The 23127-nt window shown below is 36.2% G+C and carries 18 protein-coding genes, 1 tRNA gene and 1 pseudogene; 8 read left to right on the top strand and 12 right to left on the bottom strand.

The features are described 5' to 3' along the window. The first annotated feature begins 6 nt into the window (after window positions 1-6). The 3 genes from HHL23_RS04500 (at window position 7) to HHL23_RS04490 (ending at window position 2599) form a co-directional block, all read left to right on the top strand. Window positions 7-1659: a RagB/SusD family nutrient uptake outer membrane protein gene (locus HHL23_RS04500; RefSeq protein WP_169233621.1), complete on the top strand. Its 1653-nt coding sequence runs from the start codon at window positions 7-9 to the stop codon at window positions 1657-1659. A 71-nt stretch (window positions 1660-1730) separates the two neighbouring features. After that, complete coding sequence (locus HHL23_RS04495) at window positions 1731-2093, top strand: transposase (protein ID WP_169233620.1); 363 nt, start codon at window positions 1731-1733, stop codon at window positions 2091-2093. 284 nt (window positions 2094-2377) lie between these two features. Then, entirely contained in the window at window positions 2378-2599 is a 222-nt protein-coding gene (locus HHL23_RS04490) for a hypothetical protein (RefSeq protein WP_169233619.1), read from the top strand. A gap of 267 nt (window positions 2600-2866) precedes the next feature. Here the strand turns inward: HHL23_RS04490 and HHL23_RS04480 are convergent, their stop codons facing one another. The 11 genes from HHL23_RS04480 to HHL23_RS04430 all read right to left on the bottom strand — a co-directional run bounded on the left by HHL23_RS04480 (window position 2867) and on the right by HHL23_RS04430 (window position 12685). Beyond that, a complete protein-coding gene (locus HHL23_RS04480) occupies window positions 2867-3202 on the bottom strand; it encodes a helix-turn-helix domain-containing protein (RefSeq protein WP_169233617.1) in 336 nt (111 codons plus the stop codon). Window positions 3203-3345: 143 nt separating this feature from the next. After that, the gene (locus HHL23_RS04475; protein ID WP_169233616.1) at window positions 3346-3789 is read right to left on the bottom strand and encodes a transposase; all 444 of its coding nucleotides are present in this window, start codon (window positions 3787-3789) and stop codon (window positions 3346-3348) included. Between the two features lie 469 nt (window positions 3790-4258). After that, window positions 4259-6454 carry a tail fiber domain-containing protein gene (locus HHL23_RS04470; RefSeq protein ID WP_169233615.1) on the bottom strand — a complete coding sequence of 732 codons (2196 nt, stop codon included), beginning with the start codon at window positions 6452-6454 and terminating at the stop codon, window positions 4259-4261. Window positions 6455-6888: 434 nt separating this feature from the next. Continuing rightward, complete coding sequence (locus tag HHL23_RS04465) at window positions 6889-7134, bottom strand: hypothetical protein (protein WP_169233614.1); 246 nt, start codon at window positions 7132-7134, stop codon at window positions 6889-6891. 813 nt (window positions 7135-7947) lie between these two features. Then, entirely contained in the window at window positions 7948-9183 is a 1236-nt protein-coding gene (locus HHL23_RS04460; RefSeq protein WP_169233613.1) for a site-specific integrase, read from the bottom strand. 239 nt (window positions 9184-9422) lie between these two features. After that, a tRNA-Ser gene (locus HHL23_RS04455) sits at window positions 9423-9507 on the bottom strand. Between the two features lie 325 nt (window positions 9508-9832). Continuing rightward, window positions 9833-10126 (bottom strand): hypothetical protein, encoded by a 294-nt coding sequence (locus HHL23_RS04450; RefSeq protein ID WP_228464618.1) that lies wholly within the window; start codon window positions 10124-10126, stop codon window positions 9833-9835. Window positions 10127-10132: 6 nt separating this feature from the next. Continuing rightward, complete coding sequence (locus tag HHL23_RS04445; protein ID WP_169233612.1) at window positions 10133-10480, bottom strand: DoxX family protein; 348 nt, start codon at window positions 10478-10480, stop codon at window positions 10133-10135. Window positions 10481-10592: 112 nt separating this feature from the next. Further along, the gene (locus HHL23_RS04440; RefSeq protein WP_169233611.1) at window positions 10593-11162 is read right to left on the bottom strand and encodes a DUF6624 domain-containing protein; all 570 of its coding nucleotides are present in this window, start codon (window positions 11160-11162) and stop codon (window positions 10593-10595) included. Window positions 11163-11217: 55 nt separating this feature from the next. After that, complete coding sequence (locus HHL23_RS04435; protein WP_169233610.1) at window positions 11218-11853, bottom strand: ABC transporter ATP-binding protein; 636 nt, start codon at window positions 11851-11853, stop codon at window positions 11218-11220. Next, window positions 11840-12685, bottom strand: a complete 846-nt coding sequence (locus HHL23_RS04430; RefSeq protein WP_228464616.1) for a hypothetical protein — start codon at window positions 12683-12685, stop codon at window positions 11840-11842. The genes HHL23_RS04435 and HHL23_RS04430 overlap by 14 nt, the downstream gene beginning before the upstream one ends. A gap of 221 nt (window positions 12686-12906) precedes the next feature. On the opposite strand from HHL23_RS04430, the gene HHL23_RS04425 reads away from it, so the two are divergent. The 5 genes and pseudogenes from HHL23_RS04425 (at window position 12907) to HHL23_RS04405 (ending at window position 18999) form a co-directional block, all read left to right on the top strand. After that, complete coding sequence (locus tag HHL23_RS04425) at window positions 12907-13737, top strand: sigma-70 family RNA polymerase sigma factor (protein WP_169233608.1); 831 nt, start codon at window positions 12907-12909, stop codon at window positions 13735-13737. Window positions 13738-13968: 231 nt separating this feature from the next. After that, on the top strand, window positions 13969-14553 hold the full coding sequence (locus HHL23_RS04420; RefSeq protein WP_169233607.1) for an FMN-dependent NADH-azoreductase: 585 nt from the start codon (window positions 13969-13971) through the stop codon (window positions 14551-14553). Between the two features lie 2 nt (window positions 14554-14555). Then, a complete protein-coding gene (locus HHL23_RS04415) occupies window positions 14556-14912 on the top strand; it encodes a nuclear transport factor 2 family protein (protein WP_169233606.1) in 357 nt (118 codons plus the stop codon). A gap of 240 nt (window positions 14913-15152) precedes the next feature. Next, window positions 15153-17963 (top strand): annotated as a pseudogene (locus tag HHL23_RS04410) (TonB-dependent receptor). Between the two features lie 4 nt (window positions 17964-17967). Then, on the top strand, window positions 17968-18999 hold the full coding sequence (locus HHL23_RS04405; RefSeq protein WP_169233605.1) for a phytase: 1032 nt from the start codon (window positions 17968-17970) through the stop codon (window positions 18997-18999). 508 nt (window positions 19000-19507) lie between these two features. On the opposite strand, the gene HHL23_RS04400 is transcribed toward HHL23_RS04405, so the two are convergent. Continuing rightward, the gene (locus HHL23_RS04400; protein ID WP_169233604.1) at window positions 19508-23125 is read right to left on the bottom strand and encodes a DUF6443 domain-containing protein; all 3618 of its coding nucleotides are present in this window, start codon (window positions 23123-23125) and stop codon (window positions 19508-19510) included. Between the last annotated feature and the right edge of the window lie 2 nt (window positions 23126-23127).

The raw sequence follows: 23127 nt of genomic DNA, 5'->3' as shown, positions 1-23127 counted from the left end.
AAAATTATGAAAAAAACACTTATATCATTACTAATACTATCATTAGTTGCCTGCAATATAGACCGATCACCTTACGATTCCCTAGAATCTGATGTGATACTGGCAGACGCAACAGGATTACAAACCATAACTCTTGGAAATTATGCTTTGCTAAAAGGAGATGCTGACGGAGGCGGATTTTTTAATAATTTATACAGAGTTGGTGAATATGGTGGAGACAATATCGACATCAGCGGAACAACCTCAGATCAGTTTTTTTATTATTACAATTATAGAAGCATTAAAAATAATGGACGATCTAATGTAATTTGGAATACCGGTTATAAAGCCATTATAGGCTGTAATAGAGTTATTTCTAAGGTTTCTGAAGGAAAAGATGCAGAGACAGATCAGCTTTTAGGTGAAAATTATTTTTTGAGAGCGTATGTTTATTTTTCTTTGGTTAATGTCTTTGGAAAACCTTACAATCAAGGAATCGGAAACCTTGGCGTACCCTTGAAAACTTCTGATGATGTGAATGATTTACCCGCCAGAGCAACCGTTGGAGTGATATACGATGAAGTTATTAATGATCTGAAAAAGGCAGAACAACTAATGACTCTTGATAAACAAAACATCTACGCAACTAAAGAAGCCGCTCAAGCCCTACTTTCCAGAGTATATCTTTATATGGAAAATAACGACAAAGCCATTGAATATGCTGATAAAGTAATCAATTCCGGAAAATATTTATTGTTATCCAAAGCTGAACTTCCTTCTTATGCAACCAAGACACCGGAAAATAATACTGAAACCATTTTTGCATTTAAATATAACAAAGACGGTGATTACAGCAATGGTTGGTATACAATAGGTTCTATGTATGCAAGTATTCAAAGTGTCGGCTGGGGCGAGATGTATGCGTCATCTTCTTATTTGGATCTTATTAATCAATATCCTCAGGATGCGAGATTGAAATTTATTTCACCAAAATACAACGATCCTTTAACCCCAGTTGCTTATTGGGTACAACAAGGAACCAATGCTTCCGGAGGAGTGACTTACAGTTATAAATTTCAGAAAACATTCCAGCAAGGTGGAAATACTTATTTCACATTGGATAATATTAATTATCAAGTTTATTCTGAAGTTACGCCCAATAAAATGAACTATTATTTCAATAATTCCGGTGGCGGTAAGACCTATGTCACTTTAGATAACGACATGGAAAAAAGAAATGGATATCCAAAGTTTTATATCTTAAAATGTTCGTTACAGGAGGGTGTTGCCCATTTATGGTCGCCGGTTGTCATAAGATTAGCTGAAGTTTATCTAAACCGAGCCGAAGCTTACGCAAAGAAAGGTATAACAACTTCTGCACTTGCTGATGTTAACGTTATCAGAACTAGAGCCGGTATTCCGACGTACACTTCGATTCCAACAGGTCAAACAGTTTTAAACATTACACTTCAGGAAAGAAGACTTGAACTTGCTTTTGAAGCTCAAAGAAAATATGATGTTTATAGAAATAAATTAGACATGAACAGACAATATCCCGGAACTCATTTAAATGGAAATAATCCTTTCTACATCGTACCTTATACAAACAACAGAATTATTGAATATATTCCGGAACAGCAGATACAAATACAGCCGAATTTAGTGCAGAATCCGGATTAAAATTAATTTAAAAAAGTAAAAGGCTCCCGATCTTCGATCCGGAGGCCTTTTACTTTTTTCTTTTCTTCAGTTTGCTGCATCTTAAGCAGGTCATAGCTCAAAGAAGAATGATCGCCGTAATGGTAAGTGTAGCCAATTTTCACGATAGTAAAGCTGCTTTGTTATTCATGAGAACATTGCAATATCTTTTGATTCCAATTACAGTGATTTTAGCAGATGGAGGCTATAGAGGAAATATTATTGAAGAAATAAAAGATAAGTTTGGCTACATCATTCAGGTTGTTTTACGGTCCGATCATAAAGAAAAAGTCTTTAAGCCTATACACAAAAGATGGATTATTGAAAGAACTTTTTCTTGGTTTGATAATGACAGTGGTTATCGAAGCAAGAAACTTACTTCGAAATTCAGATTTGTCCATTGCTTAGATAGCTGATGCACTTCATTTCAGCGATCAATCTTTTTTTTGGCAAATTTTTCAAAAAAAGATGAAAATGTCACCGAAGGAGTTCAGAAATCAAAAATCTTTTACACAAAACAATAGCTTACTGTTCTTTTTAATTTTTCTCATCTTTAAAAAAGTCTTGGGACATATTTGTATCGAAATAGACCATTTTTATCGAGATAGGAAGCTTTTATTAGACTTTTTAGTGATATATATATATGCAGTATAAGCCAAATAGAATTTGCTGAAATTGTAAATATAAATTTCAAAAAGTTATGATAATCAATTTAAGAAGTAATTCACTAAGCATGTTTTCTGTACTGATGTTATACTCCTGCGAAAGCAGAAGCTCTAAAGAAACTGCAAAGAAAATCTCTCCACAAAAAGTCTCTGTACAGAATATACAAGTAACCGATGGCATGAAAAACCTGACTTACAGCGAAAGCATAGAGGCAGATAATTCGGTTTCCATCGGCTTAATGTACCGGGTAGGGTAATTGCTGTGAACGCACAGGAAGGGCAGCGTGTAAGCAAAGTGCAGTTTTTAGCAACTATTGAACAACATGCTTTGGCGGTTGCCAATGCAGGATTAGAACAGACCTAGGATAATTTTAAGCGGCTTGATCAGCTTTATAAAAACAAAGCTTATCCATTTGTCCTCCTGCACTAAATACTCAGAGAACTGAAGTTTAATATTTTGAAATAGTGAATTTCATGTACAAATGCAAGCCTTATCCCAGGACAACACACTGGTAAACCGAATGTTAAATATTAGTATAAAACTGCTTTTTCCATTTTGCAATTGTATTTCTGCTCATTTTAAAATGAAATGCTAATTGAGAGTTGTTTAATCCATGCTTCTTTTGATAATTCAGTATTTTTATCATTGCTTGTTTATTATAGGAGCGGAGTTTTTGATTGAAGATCTGGACGGAATGATCCCGATCTCCAAATATTTTTTGATTGATCTGTATTACATCTAATGCGGAGAAGTCTTTTTTATCCAGAAGAGGTTTACATTCCTTTAATTTGTGGGGGAACTTCTTTGTGATAATGTCGATATATATTTGCTTGTAATTTAATGGTATAAGTTCTTCCATATACTTTCTTTTAAAAAATGGTTAAAGGATCTTATTAATTTTCTTCATCTTAATGTTTTTTCTTTCGCAGCTTCAATGTATCATTCAAAACTAATGAGAACGAAGAAATATAAATCTGAAATCTGTGAAATGATGGTATAAAATCATATTGATCTATTGGTGAATTTATTGATCCATTTATATAAAGTGGTCTTAGGAATCTTGTATTGCTCTATTATTTCTAATTTGGTTTTCTCACCTGTTTTTATCTGCCCCAAGATAAAATCAATGATCTCTATTGTATATATATTTTTTCTGAACTGGGGTAGTTGATCATTCTTGTTTATCGCAGTTTTATTATATCTGGCAGAAGAGGGGGGAGCATACAGGATAAGATGTTGGCTATAAAATCTAAAAAAGTCATATTCCAGCAGTTTGCTCCACTTAAGGAGAACGTTGGTATCGAGACTTTCCTGTTCATACATTTTTATAATTTCTTCTTCTGTAGTTTTAAGGAAATTGCAGATGCGTAAAAGAGGTATTTCATGCTTTTTTACATGCTCTCTGATATAGTTTCCGATATGGATCTCTTTGAAATTCGTTTCCATACTTTTATTGATATGTTATTTTTTATTGTTTTTCCTCAGTCTATAAGGCTGTTTTTTTTTGAAATCTCCAATTGTTTTTTATGGATTGTAAGATCCGTTATCCTTTTCGGGTATATAAAACTGCCAAAGCTTTAAAACTTTGACAGTTTTACAATCCTTTGTATTCTGCTTTTACACTTTCAATAGTTACGAAGCTTTTTCGCCTGTTTAAGCTCCGTTATAAAAGTTACAAAACAGCGTACACCTTCACTATTTCCTGTCTCTCCCGAGGGTAAGGCAGTTTTATAGTTTAGTATTGTATATAAAAAATGTGTTTCGTTTATAGAAAATAAGAGGCAATATGGTATGTATTTCTTTTAAATTGCTCTTATTACTATTTTGATCGTCTGAAAAATAAAATATTACTCCTTTTTTATACATAAAGTTTGTGTTTTTATCTATAAAAATAGTTGAAAAGAGGCAGCAGCAGCTATTTCTTCAGCATTTCTACTTCTTTTTTCAGTGCAATAATTTCTGCCTGCAATTCCTTTACTGCATTCACTAATATTTTAGTAAGAGCACTTTCATCAAGTTCACGTTTATCCGCCAGACCGCTTTTTTTAGTGTCATCTATCACTTTCACCATATATGGAGCCACTTTTTCCACATCCTGTGCTATGAAACCTACATATTCTTTATTTAAATCCTCATATCCGGATTTTTCGTTGTACTTATAGGTCACCGTTTTAAGTTTAGAAATTACATTCAGTCCGTCATTAAAATCTGCAATATCTTTTTTCACTCTACGGTCTGAAAATGTTCCCCAGCTTCCGCCTCCTGGTTTATCAGCTGATCCGTTTACGGATAGTAAAGATGTAGGAGAAGTGGTACCAATACCAAAATTTCCCCCAGCGGTGATTGTAGCCCTTGTCGTATTATTGGTTTTAAGATCGAATTGGGCGACATTCGCCGTTCCCACTGAAAAAAGGGTAACCCCGTTGCTATTAATAATATTTTGACCTCCATTTCCGACGGTCATATCAAGAACCCCGGCACCACCAATAGCTCTTACAATTGCAATATTAGAGCTTGTGGTTATTATTGACGAATTTACACCACTGTTACCAATGAAGGTGCTGTTTCCACCAACACTGGCTGTAATATCTCCCGCAGCGGAAATTGTAGCTCTTGTAGTACCATTGGTTATAAAACTTACTGGAGTATTATTAACTGAACCCAGCAAAAGATTTGTGGCAGAACCTGAACTACTAATTTGAGTGGGACCTCCATTGGTAGCAGTTATATCAACACCCGCTGTTCCTCCAATAGCTCTTACAATTGCAGTATTAGGACTTGTGGTTACTATTGACGCATTTGTAACACTGTTAGTAATCACGGTGCTGTTTCCACCAACACTGGCTGTAATATCTCCCGCAGCGGAAATTGTAGCTCTTGTAGCACCATTGGTTATAAAACTTACTGGAGTATTATTAACTGAACCCAGCAAAAGATTTGTGGCAGAACCTGAACTAGTAATTTGAGTGGGACCTCCATTGGTAGCAGCTATATCAACAGCCGCTGTTCCTCCAATAGCTCTTACAAATGCACTATTAGGGCTTGTGGTTACTATTGACGCATTTGTAGCACTGTTAGTAATCACGGTGCTGTTTCCACCAACACTAGTTGTAATGTCTCCCGCAGGGGAAATCGTAGCTCTTGTAAAACTATTGGTCATAAAAGTCATTGGATTGGCATCCATAGTACCGACAACAAACTTGTTTCCAAGCCAGCTGTAAATTTGATTTTCACCACCATTCACAGAAATCATTTCAAGCATTCTATTTCCTCCAACCGCTCTTATAGTTGCTGTATTAACAGGACTTGTAGTTGTAAGCAGTGCGGTAGATCCGGTGTTATCAAGGGTCGTATTATTTCCGCCGGCAGGACCAGCATAAAAAACTCCTGACGGACTGATACTGGCCCTTGTAATGGTATTGGTTATAAAACCTAATGGAGTGTTATTAACTGAACCCAGCAAAAGATTCGTGGCAGAACCTGAACTGACAATTTGAGTGGTACCTCCATTGGTAGCAGTTAAATCAAGAGCCGATGTTCCTCCAAAAGCCCTGAAAAATCCTACATTAGAGCCTGTAGTTGTTACAGATGAATTACTACCACCTGTTGCAAAAGTCGTATTATTTGACCCGTTTTCAAACTTAAGGATATTGGCTCCCATGGTAACGGTTCTGTTAGCCGTTAAAGTTCCGTCAGCGGTATAGATGTTGGGGACAGCTACTGCAGTACCGGTAACACCGTTTACGGTAGTACTTAGGGTATTAGTCCCTGCAAGGCTGGCTGTATTGCTTACGGTAGTTGCGGGTGTTGTACCAGTAGTAGGTACCCAAATTGTACCATTGTTGTAATACAATCCGGGGGTTACATTGTTGGGGACAATACCGGCAGTTGCCGTATTATACACCACCATCCCTGCCACATTGCTGGCAAGCGGTGCAGGAGAGTTACTCGCTGTTAAGGCAATACGTGGAGGTAATAGCCCTTTGTTTGTGGAAACAATATCCAATGCTGCATCGGCATTGGGCGTTGGCGTGTTTATCCCCACATTACCCGTTTGAGCGAAAGAAATTGTAGCAAAAGCTACAGCTGTAAATGTAAAAATATTTTTCATTTTCTTTTTTGTTTTTAAATACTTTTTCTTTGATCTATGTCTACGAGACTGTATTTTTTTGAAATCCTCAATAAGTTTTAATCCCTACATTCCCTGTTTGAGCCAAAGTAACTGTTGTAAAAGCTATCGCTGTAATTGTAAAATTTTTTTTATTTGATTTGTTGTTATATTAATAATTAAAGATATAAATATAAATAATATATTCAATATATCTTATTTATTATTAATAAATAATCAGATTAATACTATTATGCTAATTCTTGCCTTCATTGCCTGACTATCTGTTGCCGTAGATCCTGCGTACCCTGAGGCAAAAGGATCAGTATTAAATCTGGTTGTATTAAACCAGATTTTGGACTGTAATTTTATGATATGGGTCCCTGCTGGGAAATTACTTATTACTTTTTGTGCAGTAGAATAATTTCCAAGTTTAGTTAAACCGCCATTTGAGCATCCATACTGGCATAATAACTTGATATAGTTTTAACGCCATCTACAATCAAATTGATACTTCCTTGAACCGGAGCTCCCGCAGCATTTGGTAAAGCAAGAGCACTATACGTTATCAATACTGTTGTAGAACCTGTTGTAAGGTGTGCAGTATTAATCCCTACTTTCCCTGTCTGAGCGAAAGTAACTGTTGTAAAAGCTATCGCTGTAATTGTAAAAAACTTTTTCATCATTTGTGTTTTAATTTTATGAAAATTTCTTCTAACAAAGAGATGAAAAATCATCCAAAACAACACAAAATACAGGTACTTATCAGATACCTATTTGTAGTTTTTTGAATGTAATAGTTTGGATTTTAAGCATATATAGTTCCTAAATGATTTATTTATCTTTCAAATAAAGAAACATAAGAGGAGGGTCATAGAGAGTATTTCTTATAAACTTCCAAAAGAGTATGAAATATGTATTTATTTTATTGATTTAATCCGGACATTAATATCCTGATCGGAAGGGATATCTAATTTTTTCGGACATTTCGTTTGTGAATAGATAATAAAGTCTTGATTTCGATTATTTAGCTCATCGTTTTTTTATTGGAACAGCCTCCTTTAAGGAACTTCATTTATTGAAGTCATCTTGACTTTTTAGCTTTTATAAATTTCTTAATTGCAATAATTATGAATGCTATAAAATTAAACAGGCTCTAAGATAACCAAAAATTAAAATTCCCCCAATGAGAGCTTCAGTTACTTTTTTAATAATCCTCTGTTTGGAATTCCGCTCTTCAACTTATCATTTAAGAAAGAAAAATAGATAGCAAATCAATGTTTTGATAGTATTTAATTTTAATCAAAATTAGTGTGTAGAAACTTGTTCATAAATCAAAAAGTTATTACATTTGTTATAGAATTTGAGAGTATTTGTTAAAAATTCCTAGGTGGAATATTAGGTTACCTAATAAAATTAATTTTCTTAAGATCTTTATTAAAAGGCTATAAGAAAGAAAACATTATTCCTGGAGATACTACCCGTTTTTGTGTACTTCACGATTCTAAACTACTTCTTTTTTCACTTTTTGTTAGTATATTTTTTAGCACCGACATATCCTTACCAATTTTTTTATCCTGTATTTTAGCATAATGCTGGGTCATTCTGATATTGGTATGCCCAAGCATTTTACTTACTGTTTCCAATGGTACCCCATTATTAAGAGTAACCATTGTAGCAAAGGTATGCCTTGCGGTATGGAAAGTAATATCAAAATCTATTTCACATAAATCTCCGATTTCTTTTAAATATTCATTCATCTTTTGATTGCTTAATACCGGTAAAACAGCATTTTCATTAATACATTTTGGATGATCCTTATATCTCTTTAAAATTTCTTGTGCATCAGCCAATATGGGAATGATGGCTTCAACTTTTGTTTTAGTTCTTTTGATTTTTATCCATAATTCTCCATCAATTCCTCTGGTAATTTTAAGTTTTGTCAAATTCTTAACATCGATATAGGCTAAACCTGTAAAACAACAGAATACGAAAATATCTCTTACAATACTTAACCTTTCAGAAATGAATTTCTTTGACTGGATTTTCCTTAACTGCAAATCAGTTAGAAATCTCACATCCACAGTTTCTATCTTCGATTTATAAGTGGCAAAAGGATTTTTGCTTATCCATTCATTATCAATGCAGATATTGATTATTTTTTGAAAATTTTTGATATATTTTACAGCAGAATTATTGGAACAGTCTCTTACAGTTCTTAAATAAAACTCATAATCAGCAACAAATCCGGAATTAATATGGCGAACATCAATATCAGTAATATTATACTTCCATTTCATAAATGCCTGAGTATGCCGTAAAGAAGTTTCATATCTTTCCCAAGTTCCTTTGGAAAATTCTTTTCCTATCATCTCTTTCATTTTTGAATTATGATCTTTAAAAACTTCAATAAGTGTAAATTTTCTTTCCTCAATTCCTAAATATTTATTCCGTAGGGTTTCACAGGTTATTTCTTTTCCTTCATTGAATAAACTATTGTAACATTCAAATAATTTTGACCGTATTCCTTCTAAAAAAGAATTTAACCGCTTAGCATTAGGAGTATTGCCTGCTATTTTCCCTGATTTGATACTCCATTGTGAGGTTTTGATCATCTGTCCTGTCGAAATTTCTGTTCTTTTACCCGAAATAGTAATTCGTAAATAAATGATAGAATTTCTAGGATTGTTTTTGACTTTTTTTGCATAGAAAAGCACATTGTAAGTTTCCATAACTTTAGATTTTTAAGATTAGTAATGTATTTGCGAATCTTAAAACCTACAAGATGTTCAATCGATGAATAGGCTGTTTAGCTGTTATTCGGTGAGTAGAAAATGATACTTCCGGCTACTCACCGAATTACTCACTTTCAATTTGTTTTTCTTTGATATATTTTGATAATCTCAAACAACGAAAAAGCCTTTAAACACTATGATTTAAAGGCTTTTGATTTTATTTGTTCTCCAAATTGCGGAGAGAGAGGGATTCGAACCCCCGGACCTGTTACAGTCAATAGTTTTCAAGACTATCGCAATCGACCACTCTGCCATCTCTCCTGAATAACGGCTGTACCGTCGTTTTCAGTGGTGCAAATATATAAAGTTTTTTAGAACTGACAAAATATTTTTCAGCTCTTTGTAAAAAAATTGAAACGAAGGAGAAATTGCTCTACTTACTTTCAGAATTCCCTTATGCAGAAAGCATCCGCAATAATCTGATACAGAATAGGATTCAAAAGGCAAGCTTATTTTGCCTGACCAATATCCAGCCTTTCAAATTTACCATCATTATTTTCATGAAACTTGAAAAAAACCGAAAATACCCCCCAATTCCCTGCCTGAAAGTTTCCGTAAATATCTTTACCTTCATTTTCCACTCTGTCTATACTGAGAAATTTTTCTTTTCCCAGGCATTTGAAAAGAAAGATTTAAAATCTACCAGATTACCATCATCCGTCATCACAGGGTTTTCTATGAAGAATTCATACCAGCTTGTATAGCCTTCCTGTAATTCCTGTATGGCCCGTTTTACCGTGTCGTTTGTTATTTTTGACAAATCCATATTCTTTTGTTTTGATGCTGCAATTGATTTTTGAGAATATTTCCCCTGTACTTTCTGCCCAAATGTGATACATGAAAAGCATAATACAGCTGTGATTATCAAGTATTTTTTCATTTGTTTTTATTGTTTTAAAGGATATTGAAGATAGATAATCAGCAGGTTAAGAAGGAGAAACGGAATTTCGATCATTGCTCCTTTAAAATCTTTATCCTGTAGCTGAAAACAGATGATCAGCAGTATTCCGGCGGCCATCAGAAAATTTCCCCACACAAATGTTTTGGGAAATACAATCAATACCGCAGCAATAATGGTAATTGCACCATTGATCATCAGTCCGGTCTTATCAAAGCCCCATTTTCCAAATAGAGCAGCCATTTCAGGTTTGCCCGTCAGCATAGCCGTTCCCTGCTTTATTCCCATAAAAACAGCGACCAGAATAAGTAAAGAGTTAATAATTTTTAAGATCATTGGTTTCATTTTCATACAAATATGCATGAAAAGAATGATTTACAAATGGTGAATTTTTCGGAAATTGTCCGTCTACCCTACTTATTCATTTTTAAACAAGTATCTTATCATATTAAATCACAGAAATCCAGCCCGCTTTTATTCTCCAGGCATTGTATTCAGCGTCTTTCCCATCGATTTCAGGGATATCTTCTACGCCAGAAATTCTGTTGATTATTTCCTGGGAAAGAGGGGGCAAATTTACTTTCACCCGTTCTTCATTCAAGTGTTTTTTATCTTCTACAGGATAAGGTATTCCTTCTACAGTCAACTGTGTCCCGTACTGTTGTGGTTTGCTCTGAAAAACCTGAATCCTGTCATGCAGATAGGCTATGTTTGATGGATTGACATCACTGCTGTTCTCTATCATCAGCTTATAGTATTCTTTCATCAATTCAGGCTCACCTATCGAATGCTGAATAATCAACCATGCAGCATTACTGGCCTCCGCTCCTACTTTAGAAACCGTTGGAAACCCAATGGCTTTGACTATTTCCCGAAGCCGCTCTGCATTCTGTCTGTGGATCAGTTCCATTTCAGGATGATAGCCTCCAACAAGTTGACCTTCTGATGCCAATTTTTCCCTTACTGAAAGATCTTTTTCAGCCAGCTCGATTAATTCTTTTGAAAATACTTCGTTCATCCTTTTTTAAGTTTAATGATCAATAATACTTAAAAATAACGATCAAAAAAGAATTTTAAAATTTCAAAGTGTTCAATCCACTGAATTCATCCTTTTCATACATTTTTTCAATCCTGCCATCCTTCAGCACCGCTATTGTATCACAGGTGTGAAAAAGTGTTTCAATAATGTGCGAACTGATGATCACTACTTTATTCTCTGACTTCAGTTGCTTGATAATATCGTAGAGGATATGAACGCCTTCAAAATCTACTCCATTAAAAGGTTCATCAAGGATATTAACAGGCTTGTCCAACATCAGCATCCCAATCAGTGCCAGTTTTTTCTTCATTCCGCTGGAATAATACTGTACATATTTTTTCAGTGGAAGGTTGAATTTTTCAGTGAATTCTGTAATGTCAATTTCCTTTTGACCAGAAAAATAAGATAAATATTCTTCTCCCGTAATGTAGGGATAAAAGTAATTTTCAGTTTCGAGATAAGAAACAGAACTCCGCTTCAAGGCCTTACCCTGCCAGCTGATATTTCCTGAAAATGGAGTATTTTGATATAAAGAATCAAACAAAGTCGTCTTTCCTGCTCCATTCTTTCCAAGGATTCCGACGATACTACCCTCTTCCAGGGAAAGCTCCACACCATGCAACACTTTTTGGTTTTTGAACTCAACCTGTAAATTTTTAATCTCCAACATAGGTTTTTATATTTTGTTCCGCATTTTTTATATTATTCCTGAGTACCAGCAAAGCCGGAATTACCGTCATGCTGTAGAAAATGTATTCCAGATACACGCTGATATTGTAATAGCCTCTCTTTTCTTTATAATGGTAGAGTTTATATTTTCTGGTAATGATCAGGAGAAAATACAGATTCATGAATAGAAAATAATACAGCAGATAAAGGCTGTCGTAAGGATTTATAATCAGAAAAAGAGTGTAAACAGGCAGCAGCAGGGCATTAAAAAACAAAGAATTCTTCCTGATCTTTTCTTTTAAGCTTAGCTTTTTAAAGTACATTTCAAACATTTCTTTGCTTTCGTAAGGCTCATAGATATCAGAAACAAAGTCTGTCAGGAAAATCCCTGCTACAATCAGAGATCCCGGATGATAGGATGACAACAGAACCATGACGTATCCCATCATTGAGAACCATGTATTTTTTCTCAGGAAAGTTTTCCATTCAAATAAATCAGTTGGTATAAAATTCCATTTCAGGGCTGGATCAAGCTTAGTTTTCGGGAAGAAAAAAGCAAAGGCTGCAATCACAATATATAAAGCCAGACCTGTTTCTTCCAGTTTATAATGAATGTTTCCCAAAAGAAAAACGGTATAAATGAATGCAGATTCCAGTACAATAAATGCTCTCCAGCTTTTTTCAAACACCTTCTTCAAAAAAGGAATATCTTTTCTGCTGCAGTGAAATACAAACGCCGCCATGAAAAAAAGTCCCGGATAATAATGCTCTGAAGGTAATTTTACAGCAATAAGGCTCCCAAATACAAGCAGAAAAGTTATACTCACCTTCATATCTAGGTTAAATATTCTGAATATCTGGTACAATCTGAATCTTAAATGGTTGAGTAGCTTTTTCAATGGATTAATATGTGCTCTGTAAATTTGAAAGCATAAAAATGCCGAAAAAAATTTAAATATCCCGACTACAAGGGTTTATTTTCATTAAAAAAACTCACATTTTTGAAATAAACTGTCACGTTTTATTCATTAAGTTTGTCTTCAAAAGAAATATCATGCAGGAAAATTACAGTAAACTGCTTACTTACGCCTACAATATTACCGGATCTTATGAAGATGCACAAGACCTGGTGCAGGATGTCATAGAAAAATATATTTCTTTGGATAAATCTGAGATCAGAAATGAAGCTAATTTCCTGATCAAAAGTACAATCAATCATGCCATCAACTTCAAAAACAGGCACAGCAAAAAAATAGTCTACGGCGAATGGCTTCCGGAACCTCTTTCCTTCGACCATGCAGAAAATAAACTGATCAAGGAACAAACCGCCCGCTACACACTCCTTGTCCTTTTGGAAAAACTGAATGCGAAAGAAAGAGCCATTTATATTTTAAAAGAAGCATTTGATTATTCCCACCAGGAAATCGCTGAAACGCTTGATATTTCTGTCGATAATTCTCGCCAGATCCTGAGCCGCGCCAGAAAACAGCTGCAACATGTAAAATACGCTCCAGACACTGCCAATTCTGTTGACACTGATATACTCCATAGATATCAGATAGCACTGAGTGAAGGAAATATTTTCAAAATAGAGGAACTCCTGATAGATGATATCAGGCTTTCTGCAGATGGTGGACAACGCATCCGTGTCATCAAAGCTGTGGAAACCGGAAAAATGGCTACAGCATCGCTTCTTGCTTATGTACAGAAGCTGTTTCTGGCAGGAAAGCGTTTTACTTTCCAAACTTTCAACCACCAACCTGCTTTGTGTTTCTGGCAGGGAGAACGGGTTTATAACTGTCATATTTTAGATATTGATAACCGTGGACTGATCCGTGAGATCTACTCTATTGTGGATCCGGAAAAATTGAAAAGAGTGTATTAAGGCTTAGAAGAGGCAAGCCTGAGGATAGAAGCTAACTTTCCCTTCTTAATTACTGAAAGTTTTAGAAATTAAATTTTAAAATCTTACGATGTAAAGAATTTAAAGTGATTAAAATAGAGATTCATTTGTATCAATTGCCTTAAAGTACTTCCCTCTTCCCTCCTTCCAAACACATTTTTTTCACTTTTGTCACATTTCCGAATACCTGTGTGTCTTTAAAGAAAAAGCAATATGAACACACTACTCCGAATCGACAGCAGTCTAAGACTTGAAGATTCTCATTCACGCCGGATGGGCGATTATTTTGTTAAACAGTGGAATATCAAACACCCTGATGGAGCAGTTATCCAAAGGGATACAACCAGGCAGTCCACTCCACACCTTACTCAACAGACCTTTGATGCATTTTTGGACGAAAACCTTTTTTCTGAAGATCTCCTCCTGTCCGACCAACTGATTGGAGAGCTTTATCAAAGCAGTGAGATCCTCATCACATGCCCTATGTATAACTATGGAATCCCTTCGTCCTTGAAGGCTTATTTTGACCTTGTGATCAGAACAAAGAAAACATTTGTGTCTGAAAACGGAATTAAAGGACTTCTTTCAGATAAGAAAGCTCATATTATTTCTGTTATGGGTGGCATTCATTCTATACCCGGGGGTATGAATCCCCTTGAGACTCATTTAACCAGTATTTTAAATCTTATGGGAATTCGTGATATCACTTATTTTCCGTTGGAAGGAACTGCTATTCCGGATCAACTTTCAGAGAAAACGGAATTATTAGAAACATCGATTATTAAACATTTAAATTAATTATGGAAAAAATCAGAGAGGTTATAGAAAAATTCATTAAAGGCGGAGATACCAGTGATACTCTTCTTTTAGAACAGGTTCTTCATCCAAATTACCAAAATATCCAGGATGGTTTTTTTGAGCAACCTGGAATTTTCGTTATTCCTAAGGAAGAATACATAAGATTAGTTGGTGATAAAGTATTTGGAGGCAAACCGAGGACCATTATTTATCATGCCCTGGAACAGAAAAACAATATCGCCTATGCCCAGGTTTCCCTGGAAAGTTCGGCACTAAAGTTCTCTTCGCTCATTACTTGTGTTCAGGAAAACGGAAAATGGCTCATCATTAGTAATGTTCCTGTGATAGCACAGAAATAAAAGGAAAAAACTGATTAATAGGCCCGCATATTTCGTTGGGCCTATTTAAAATAATAACCATTTCACTGTCTTTCAATTTCATACTTTGGACTGCCAAAAAAATACTTTCACCTCTTTAATTAAATTACCTATTATGTCAGACCAAACTGTTCATAAATCCTTAAAACAATCGTAATCTTAATTTCAGTTTATTCCCCAAACAGACGTTTAATTTTGTTCCGATTTATATAAACTAATAAAGTGAAGAAAATTTTTACGTCCGTTTTATTCTGTGCTTCTCTATTTTTCTATGCACAGACCGGTACTCTTTCCGGTAATATTAATGATGATTCTAAACTGTCTCTTCCGGGTGCAAAGATTTCTCTGACTCCGGGAAATATTTATACCACCTCAGATGACCACGGTAATTTCGTTTTTCTGAACGTTCCTCCGGGAAATTACACCATGAAAGTAGATTATCTGGGCTATGGAACCAGTGAATACAACGTCACTGTTGAAGCTGAAAAGAATACGAGACAGAACATCCTTTTTACCAGAAAGGAAACAGCAATTGCAGAAGTGATCGTAAGCGGATCTACACTGAAAAACCAAGCAAGAGCACTTAACAAGCAGAAAAGTAACGCCAATATTACAAATGTGATCTCCTCCGACTAGGTCGGACGGTTTCCTGATGCCAATATCGGTGATGCACTAAAACGTGTTCCCGGGATCACGATACAAAACGATCAGGGTGAAGCAAGAAACCTGATCATCAGAGGTTTGGCTCCCAACCTGAATTCTGTAACATTAAACGGTGACAGAATTCCGTCTGCTGAAGGTGATAACCGCAATGTTCAGATGGATCTTATTCCATCGGATATGATTTCCACCATCGAAGTGAATAAAACCCTGACTCCTGATATGGATGCCGATGCCATCGGGGGTTCTGTCAACCTGATCACAAGAGCATCTCCTAACGGGCAGAGAATTTCAGCAACATTAGCCGGAGGGTATAATCCGATTCGTGAAAAGGGAAATTACACCGCGGGATTTGTCTACGGAAACCGTTTTTTAAATAAGAAATTAGGGGCAGTTTTCAGTTTTTCTTATAACAACAACCATTTTGGTTCAGACAATATTGAGCCGACATGGAGTCTTGCCGAGGATGCCGCTCAAACGGCCTATATCAGTAAAATGGGTGTTCGCTATTATGATGAACACCGTATCAGGCACAGTTTTGATCTGAATATGGATTATGAATTTAATTCTAAAAACAAGATCTATGCTTCAGCGATGTACAATTTCAGAACAGATAAGGAAAACCGGTTTGCTTTGGGGTATAAAGTAAAACCGGTTTATAATGATGATGAAACTGAGATCACAGGCTGGAAAGGAAGTATTACAAGACAGAATAAAGGCGGAGATGCGGATAATGACAACACGCGTCTTGAAAGACAGAAAGTACAGAATTATGCTTTAAGGGGAGAACATCTTCTGGGGTCGAAGATCGATCTTGACTGGTCGATGAACTATGCAACGGCAAGTGAAAAAAAACCTCATGAGCGATATATAGAGTTTGAAAACGGAAAGATGAATTTCTCTTCAGACCTGAGTGATCCTGAAAGACCGATGATCACTCCCCTTTCGGCAGATAATTTAGGGGTTTATAAGCTGAGTGACCTTTCGGATTCGAATAGTTTTACGCAGGAAAAAGAATTTGGGGCAAAGATAAATGTACGTTTTCCATTTTCTGTGATTGAAAACCAGAAAGGAAGGCTTCGTACAGGTATCCGTGTCCGGTTAAAGGAAAAGGAGCGAAACAATGACTATTATGCTTTTGACCCTTTACATGATATGGGAAGTTTATTGTCTGTTCCGACCGTTCATTTCGACGGGCAAAATTTCCAGCCTGGGAATTATGTTCCGGGAACTTTCGTCAATCCTTCTTACATGGGTGGTTTGGATCTTTTTAATCCTAATGTATTCAAAGGCGAATCTAAACCTGAAGAATTCCTTTCCAGTAATTATACCGCAAAGGAAAATATTTATGCAGGATATATCAGATGGGATCAGGACTTCAATGACCAATTCTCAATGATCGTGGGAGCCCGTTTTGAAACAACAAAAATTGATTATACGGGAAATTATGTGTTGGATGAAGAGGATCTTGTAGGTAAGATCAACCGTACCAATACGTACACCAACGTACTTCCTAATCTATCGTTTAAATATGTTCCGGTTCAGGATCTTGTGCTCCGTTTGGCTTTTACAACGGCTTTAGCACGTCCGAATTATTATTCATTGGTTCCTTATCTTAACGTTATTTCTGCAGATGAAACCATCGCAGCAGGAAATCCGGATTTAAAGGCAACGTATGCTTATAATTTTGATTTTATGGCAGAGAAGTATTTTAAGTCTGTAGGGATTCTTTCGGGAGGTATTTTTTATAAGAACCTGAAAGATTTTATTTATACGTATTCGAGAAGAAATTATACCTCCGATGATTTCGCAAATGATTTTGCGGGACAGTCCAATCCTATTCCTGCGGGAGCAGATAACTGGAGATTTAACCAGCAGCGTAATGGGGACAATGTAGATATTTACGGTTTTGAGGTTGCCCTTCAACGTCAGCTTGATTTTATTCCGGGAGCATTCTGGAAAGGTCTTGGCGTGTATGTTAATTATACCTACACGAAGTCAAAAGCAAAAGGGATCACCAATGAAGATGGTGTGGAAAGAACGGATGTAGGACTTCCGGGAGCTGCTCCACATATGTTCAACGGATCGCTTTCCTGGGAAAACAAACGTTTTTCAGCAAGGGTTTCTATGAATTATGCTTCTCATTATATTGATGAATTGGGTGGAAAGTCATTTGAAGACCGTTACTATGACAAACAGGTTTTCCTTGATGCCAACGCTTCGTACAAGATCACAAGCCAGCTGAGAGTTTTTGCGGAAGCCAATAATCTGACCAATCAGCCGTTACGTTATTACCAGGGAATCCAGAGCAGAACGGCCCAGGTTGAATATTACAGACCGAGGTTCACTTTAGGAGTGAAATTTGATTTTTAAACGCATGAAAAAGATACCATTTATACTGGCTGTTTCGGTTTTACCTTTTGTGGTAAGCTGCAGCACACAACATTTAGGAAAAAAGATAACCCCTTCTGTCATTTCCGAAACCGTAGGGCATGACACCGATGATCCTGCCATATGGATCAATCCGGCAGATGCTTCAAAAAGCATTGTTATCGGAACCGATAAAGATACTGACGGTGGTCTTTACGCTTTTGATCTGAACGGAAAAATCATCCATAAAGTTCCGAGATTAAAACGCCCAAACAATGTAGATCTTGAATACGGCTTTATGCTGAACGGGAAAAAAACAGATATCGCTGCCGTTACGGAAAGGGAAACAAATACCGTAAAGCTTTACAGTCTTCCTGATCTGAGGGAAGTGGGTGAATTTACCGTCTTCGATGGTGAAACGGAACGTGACCCAATGGGAATTTCGATGTATAAAAATCCATCAACCGGAGAAATCTATGCTGTTGTGGGAAGAAAATCCGGTCCGGCCGAGGGCTATCTGTGGCAGTATCAACTGTCTGAAAAAAATGGAAAAATAACGGGTGAAGTGGTCCGTAAATTTGGAAAATATAGCGGACTGAAAGAGATCGAAAGCATTGCTGTAGATGATGAAATGGGCTATATTTATTATTCTGACGAACAGTTTGGAATACATCAGTATTATGCAGATCCGGCCAAAGGAAATGAGGAGCTTCTTGTTTTCGGGAAGGGTGATTTTAAGTCCGATGTAGAAGGAATCTCTATCTACCCTACTTCACCCCAAACAGGATATATTCTGGTTTCCAATCAGCAAAAAGATACTTTTAACGTGTACCTGAGAGAAGATCCTGCCAAAGGAAAAATTGCAGAGATCCCGGTTTCCACCAGCGAGAGCGATGGTTCAGAGGTGACGAATGTGAATTTAGGACCCAAGTTTCCAAAGGGTGTATTCGTAGCCATGAGCAATGGAAGGGTTTTTCATTTTTATGACTGGAGGATTATTGAGGAGAGGATTAAGGGGGCTGGACAAGCTGGGAGGTGATGGATCATTTTAAATACATACTAAAACCACTGCAGTTGCAGTGGTTTATTTTACCTGCTCAAAGTAACAGACTTTGCGTAGCGGGGGGAGCTATTTTATGATTCTGTAAATTTTGAACGGATTGCATTATAGAATAACAACCATAAAATAATAATTCCTATAACAGAATTGTAGAGTCCCGAAAGCTTATCTGAAGGAGAGTAAAAATATGTATAGAAGCTATATTCCACAATAAAAAATAAAACTATAGAAAGCATGAAATATAAACCTCTTTTCATTTTTAAAATAAAATAAGATATAAAGCCAAATACTAATATCAGAGGAATTGAATATAATAATACTGTCAAAATATATCCAAAAGTAAGTTTAAACATTTCTGAGGATATTTCTGTCTTGTCCATTACAGTATTCTTAAATCTATTGCCAATAAATGCAAGTATAAAAAAGAAAATTATATATTTTATCAATACATAAAGAAAGCTATTTACTAAACTAATTTTAAACATAATTAATTTCTTTTGTAAAATTTTGATGGGTAATAAGAATAATCATATGTATTATATTTGTTCTTAGGAGCTCTGTGAGTGCCTGGAAAAGAAGGTTGATTATATTGCATTAACTTAGACGTTTGTCCATTTCCAGAGACAGTTAAATTTGCGGAAGGAAATATATTGGTATAAGCTTCCGCAGAAAGATTTCCACTATTAGCATTATAGTTAATATTTAATTTTTGTGCTACATCTACTATTTTAAAGCCGTTTGGCCTTAAAGCCATATATTCTTCAACTGGTGATACACTAGCATGTTGTTCAAAATTAATATTAATCCCTCCTGGGACACTACTCATTGTAAATACATTATTACTTCCCCCTTCTCCAGGATAGAACATTCTTGGCTCGCCTACTGGAGTTTTACCAGGTTTAGATTTAAAACTTCCTACCAAATTTGTTAACTCTCCTGCATCATTCTCTCTTGCGGTCAGTTTCAATGTGCTTGTTAGTTTATCTCCAGACGCATCTACAATTCCTCCAAGTGTCAGACCATCCCAAAGATCTTTATCTATATAACTGTTAAATGTAAAATTTAATTCTTTTCCTAACCAAATATCTCCAGAACCAGCTTTAGTAGTGGCTTGAGAATTCGCATTTTTATCCCAATAAATACTGCCGTCTTTTCTCTCTACAAAATCATTAACGCCACGACCATCCGGATCGATAAATCTAATAGGGTTGTTCATTACATAATTATAAGGTGACCATCTGCGATATTGTTCCGCCAACGGATCCACCACACCCCATCTTCCAATATCTGGCATATAGAATCTCGCTCCATAATCATACATTCCTGTCTCTTGAAGCTCCTTACCATTGTACTTATAATTTTTATAAGAAACTGCCCCAAAGAATGCGTTTCCAGATTTTAAATGATTCATTCCGAAAGGATAATAATCATTGTTATCAACTAATTCAAGAACTCCTACGCTGTTTCTGGCAAAACTTATTCTTGTATTTCCTAACTGATCTTTATATTGATAAATATACTGATTTTTTGTATAGTCATAAAATCCTTCTGATGTTGGAAAGAATTGCAGATCAGGTGTGGCAGCTGATAAAACTGAGAAATCATCTACTCCCCTCGAAAAAGCCTGAGGTTCCATCGCTCTTGATAAGGATTCTAATGATTCTGAGTCACCACCTCCCGTACCAGTAGAGGTAGATTTAAAATATTGAAAACCATCCAAATAATCCGTCACCTGCGTGGTAATATCAGTTCCTGCAAAACCTATTGAGCTTTTAACATTCTCTTTTCTGAGCTTTACCCCATCTGCCCTATATTTTGTATTAATCTGCGCTGTTATCTGGTCAAAACCAATGTTAATTTTGTTCGGAAGATTCAAATGATTATAGTCAATTCCCGTAATCTGCTTATCCATCATGCTCTTCATGTTTCCATTAGCATCGTAGTCTATAGGCCAGCCTGCGGTGCCTTCGTAGCCTGTGCTGTTGCCAGAGTTATCTTTGATTTTTACAGCCTGGTTGCCATTGAAGGTATAGGCAAGGCTATCGATAACAGTTGCAATACCGGTTCCGTATTCCATTACGGAGGTCCTGTAAAGATTAGTGATATTTCCGTTCAGATCATATGTTAATGATTCCGTATTTTCCTTACTGTACGGATTGTTAGGGTTCTGATAATATCCAGCTGTTAATCTGTTCAAATTATCATACGCATAACCATATCTTTTGGGTGTAGAAGATGGATTAACTCCCAATGTTTCCACTGCTTTCCAATCTACTTCGGCAATATTGCCGTTGTATTTGGGCTTTACATCTTTTCCTGAGAATAGGACCTGATCATCGGGATTGGTGATTCCTTCTTTTTGGTTATACTTAATCTTATAGGAGAACAGCTTTCCTCCAAGATCAGAAAGGCTCATCTGGTTTTTATTAATATCAGTCATCCAACCTCTGATATTGTAAGCATAATCTATACTCTGAAGGTTATTTCCTACTTTTTTATTGGTAAGCTGTGAGAGTTCGTTATAGGTGTTTTCAGCCAGAAGTTGCTCTGGCTTGTCATCTACCTGATGGTAATGTTCCTTCAGTCTGTTCTGATGGTCATAAACAAAACGTTCTTTAACGGTTACTCCAAATTCACCAGGTTTTCTCAGATGATAGGTATCCATTTTTTGGGGAATTCCTGCAAAATCCAGCTTGGATTCTGTTTTGGTATAGCCACCTAAATGATTGATGGAATAGGTTCCTACTGCACGACCTTTGGTATCGTAATAGGTGTAGTTTTTGGTCCAGTTATCGTCTTCAATATTCTTTACCAGGCTCATAACGGGTAATCCTTTGGTGCTTTTACCATCGGTTGATGGAGCTTCAGTCAAAATAGATTCTCCCTGAATTGTGGATGGAAAAGAGGGATTGAAGCTGTAGCCTGGAAGAGTATCATAATAATTTACACTTAGAATTTTGTCATACAAAAATCCAAACGGATAGACAGCATTGCTGTAATAAAGGGCCATTGCACTATTAGTAAATCCGGACGCATTGCGTTCTTCATGAATCGGAGTTCCTGTATTAGCATAATAATCTAACGATTCCTGCACCTGTCTTCTGACATACTGTGAACCTATAGCTGCTATTCCCGTATACAAAACTCTTGAAAATTGATCATACTTTGTGAATAGCCATTTACCAGAAGGCCGCATATTGGCATCCTGACTCATTACCAAACGATCAGCTTTGTCATACACCATGTATTCCCAGCCTTTACCGGGAAGTTTCTTTTCTACCAAACGGTTTCTGCCGTCGTAACGATACTGGTAGTACAAATTTTCTACTGTCGTAGGTTCAACAGTAGGAGCTGATGCTAAGGGAGGAATAACAAATGACAGCTGATCATATTCATTATAAACATAATAAGTATCTGTATTTTGCGTAGCATTTAATACTTTTCTAACCAGTAAAACCTGTCCTTTACCATTTTTGAATTCTATCGTTTTGTTGCCGTCTTCATCAGTGACGGTATTTTTGTACAGTTGTGCCGGCTCAAAATACTGAGGAAGCTCTACCAATGTTTCTGTTCTTCCATCAATCCATGTGGTAGTGGTTTTATATTTTCTTACGTAATCTTCACCAATATTTGTCGCGTAATCAAATTTTACAGGTTTTCCGGCCCAGTCATTTCCTACCTGGATCTGCTGCTGGATTCTGTCCAATGGAGAGTTTTCTAATACTTTTTCTGAATAGATCTTTTCCTGTCCGTAAATATCTGACTGAGTAGCATTAGCCAGTGAAGAAGGTACAATACTTCCGTTCAGCGTTCCAGATTGTGGAACAGGTAAGTAGTCTTTAGTCTGCCTTCCGAATGCATCGTATTCTATATGGGTAACCACATCTCTTCCCAAAGGGGATGCTTTGACATTTACGACCTGTTTTGGTCTTCCCAGCCCATCGAAATACTGAACGGTTTCTGAAGACTTTGTTGGGGTGGTTCCATTATAATCGAGATAGGTTTTAGCTTGTACATAATTTTCTGTGTTGGGAAGCGGGGTAAGCTGTCCATATGCTGAATGAGTAATCAGCAATAACCCAATAGGAATGATTATTTTTTTCATAT

It is taken from the genome of Chryseobacterium antibioticum (assembly GCF_012927325.1).
In the GTDB taxonomy this organism is placed as follows: Bacteria; Bacteroidota; Bacteroidia; order Flavobacteriales; family Weeksellaceae; genus Chryseobacterium; species Chryseobacterium antibioticum.
Note: the sequence above shows the minus strand (reverse complement) of the source record. Positions and strands in the feature narration are given on the sequence as shown.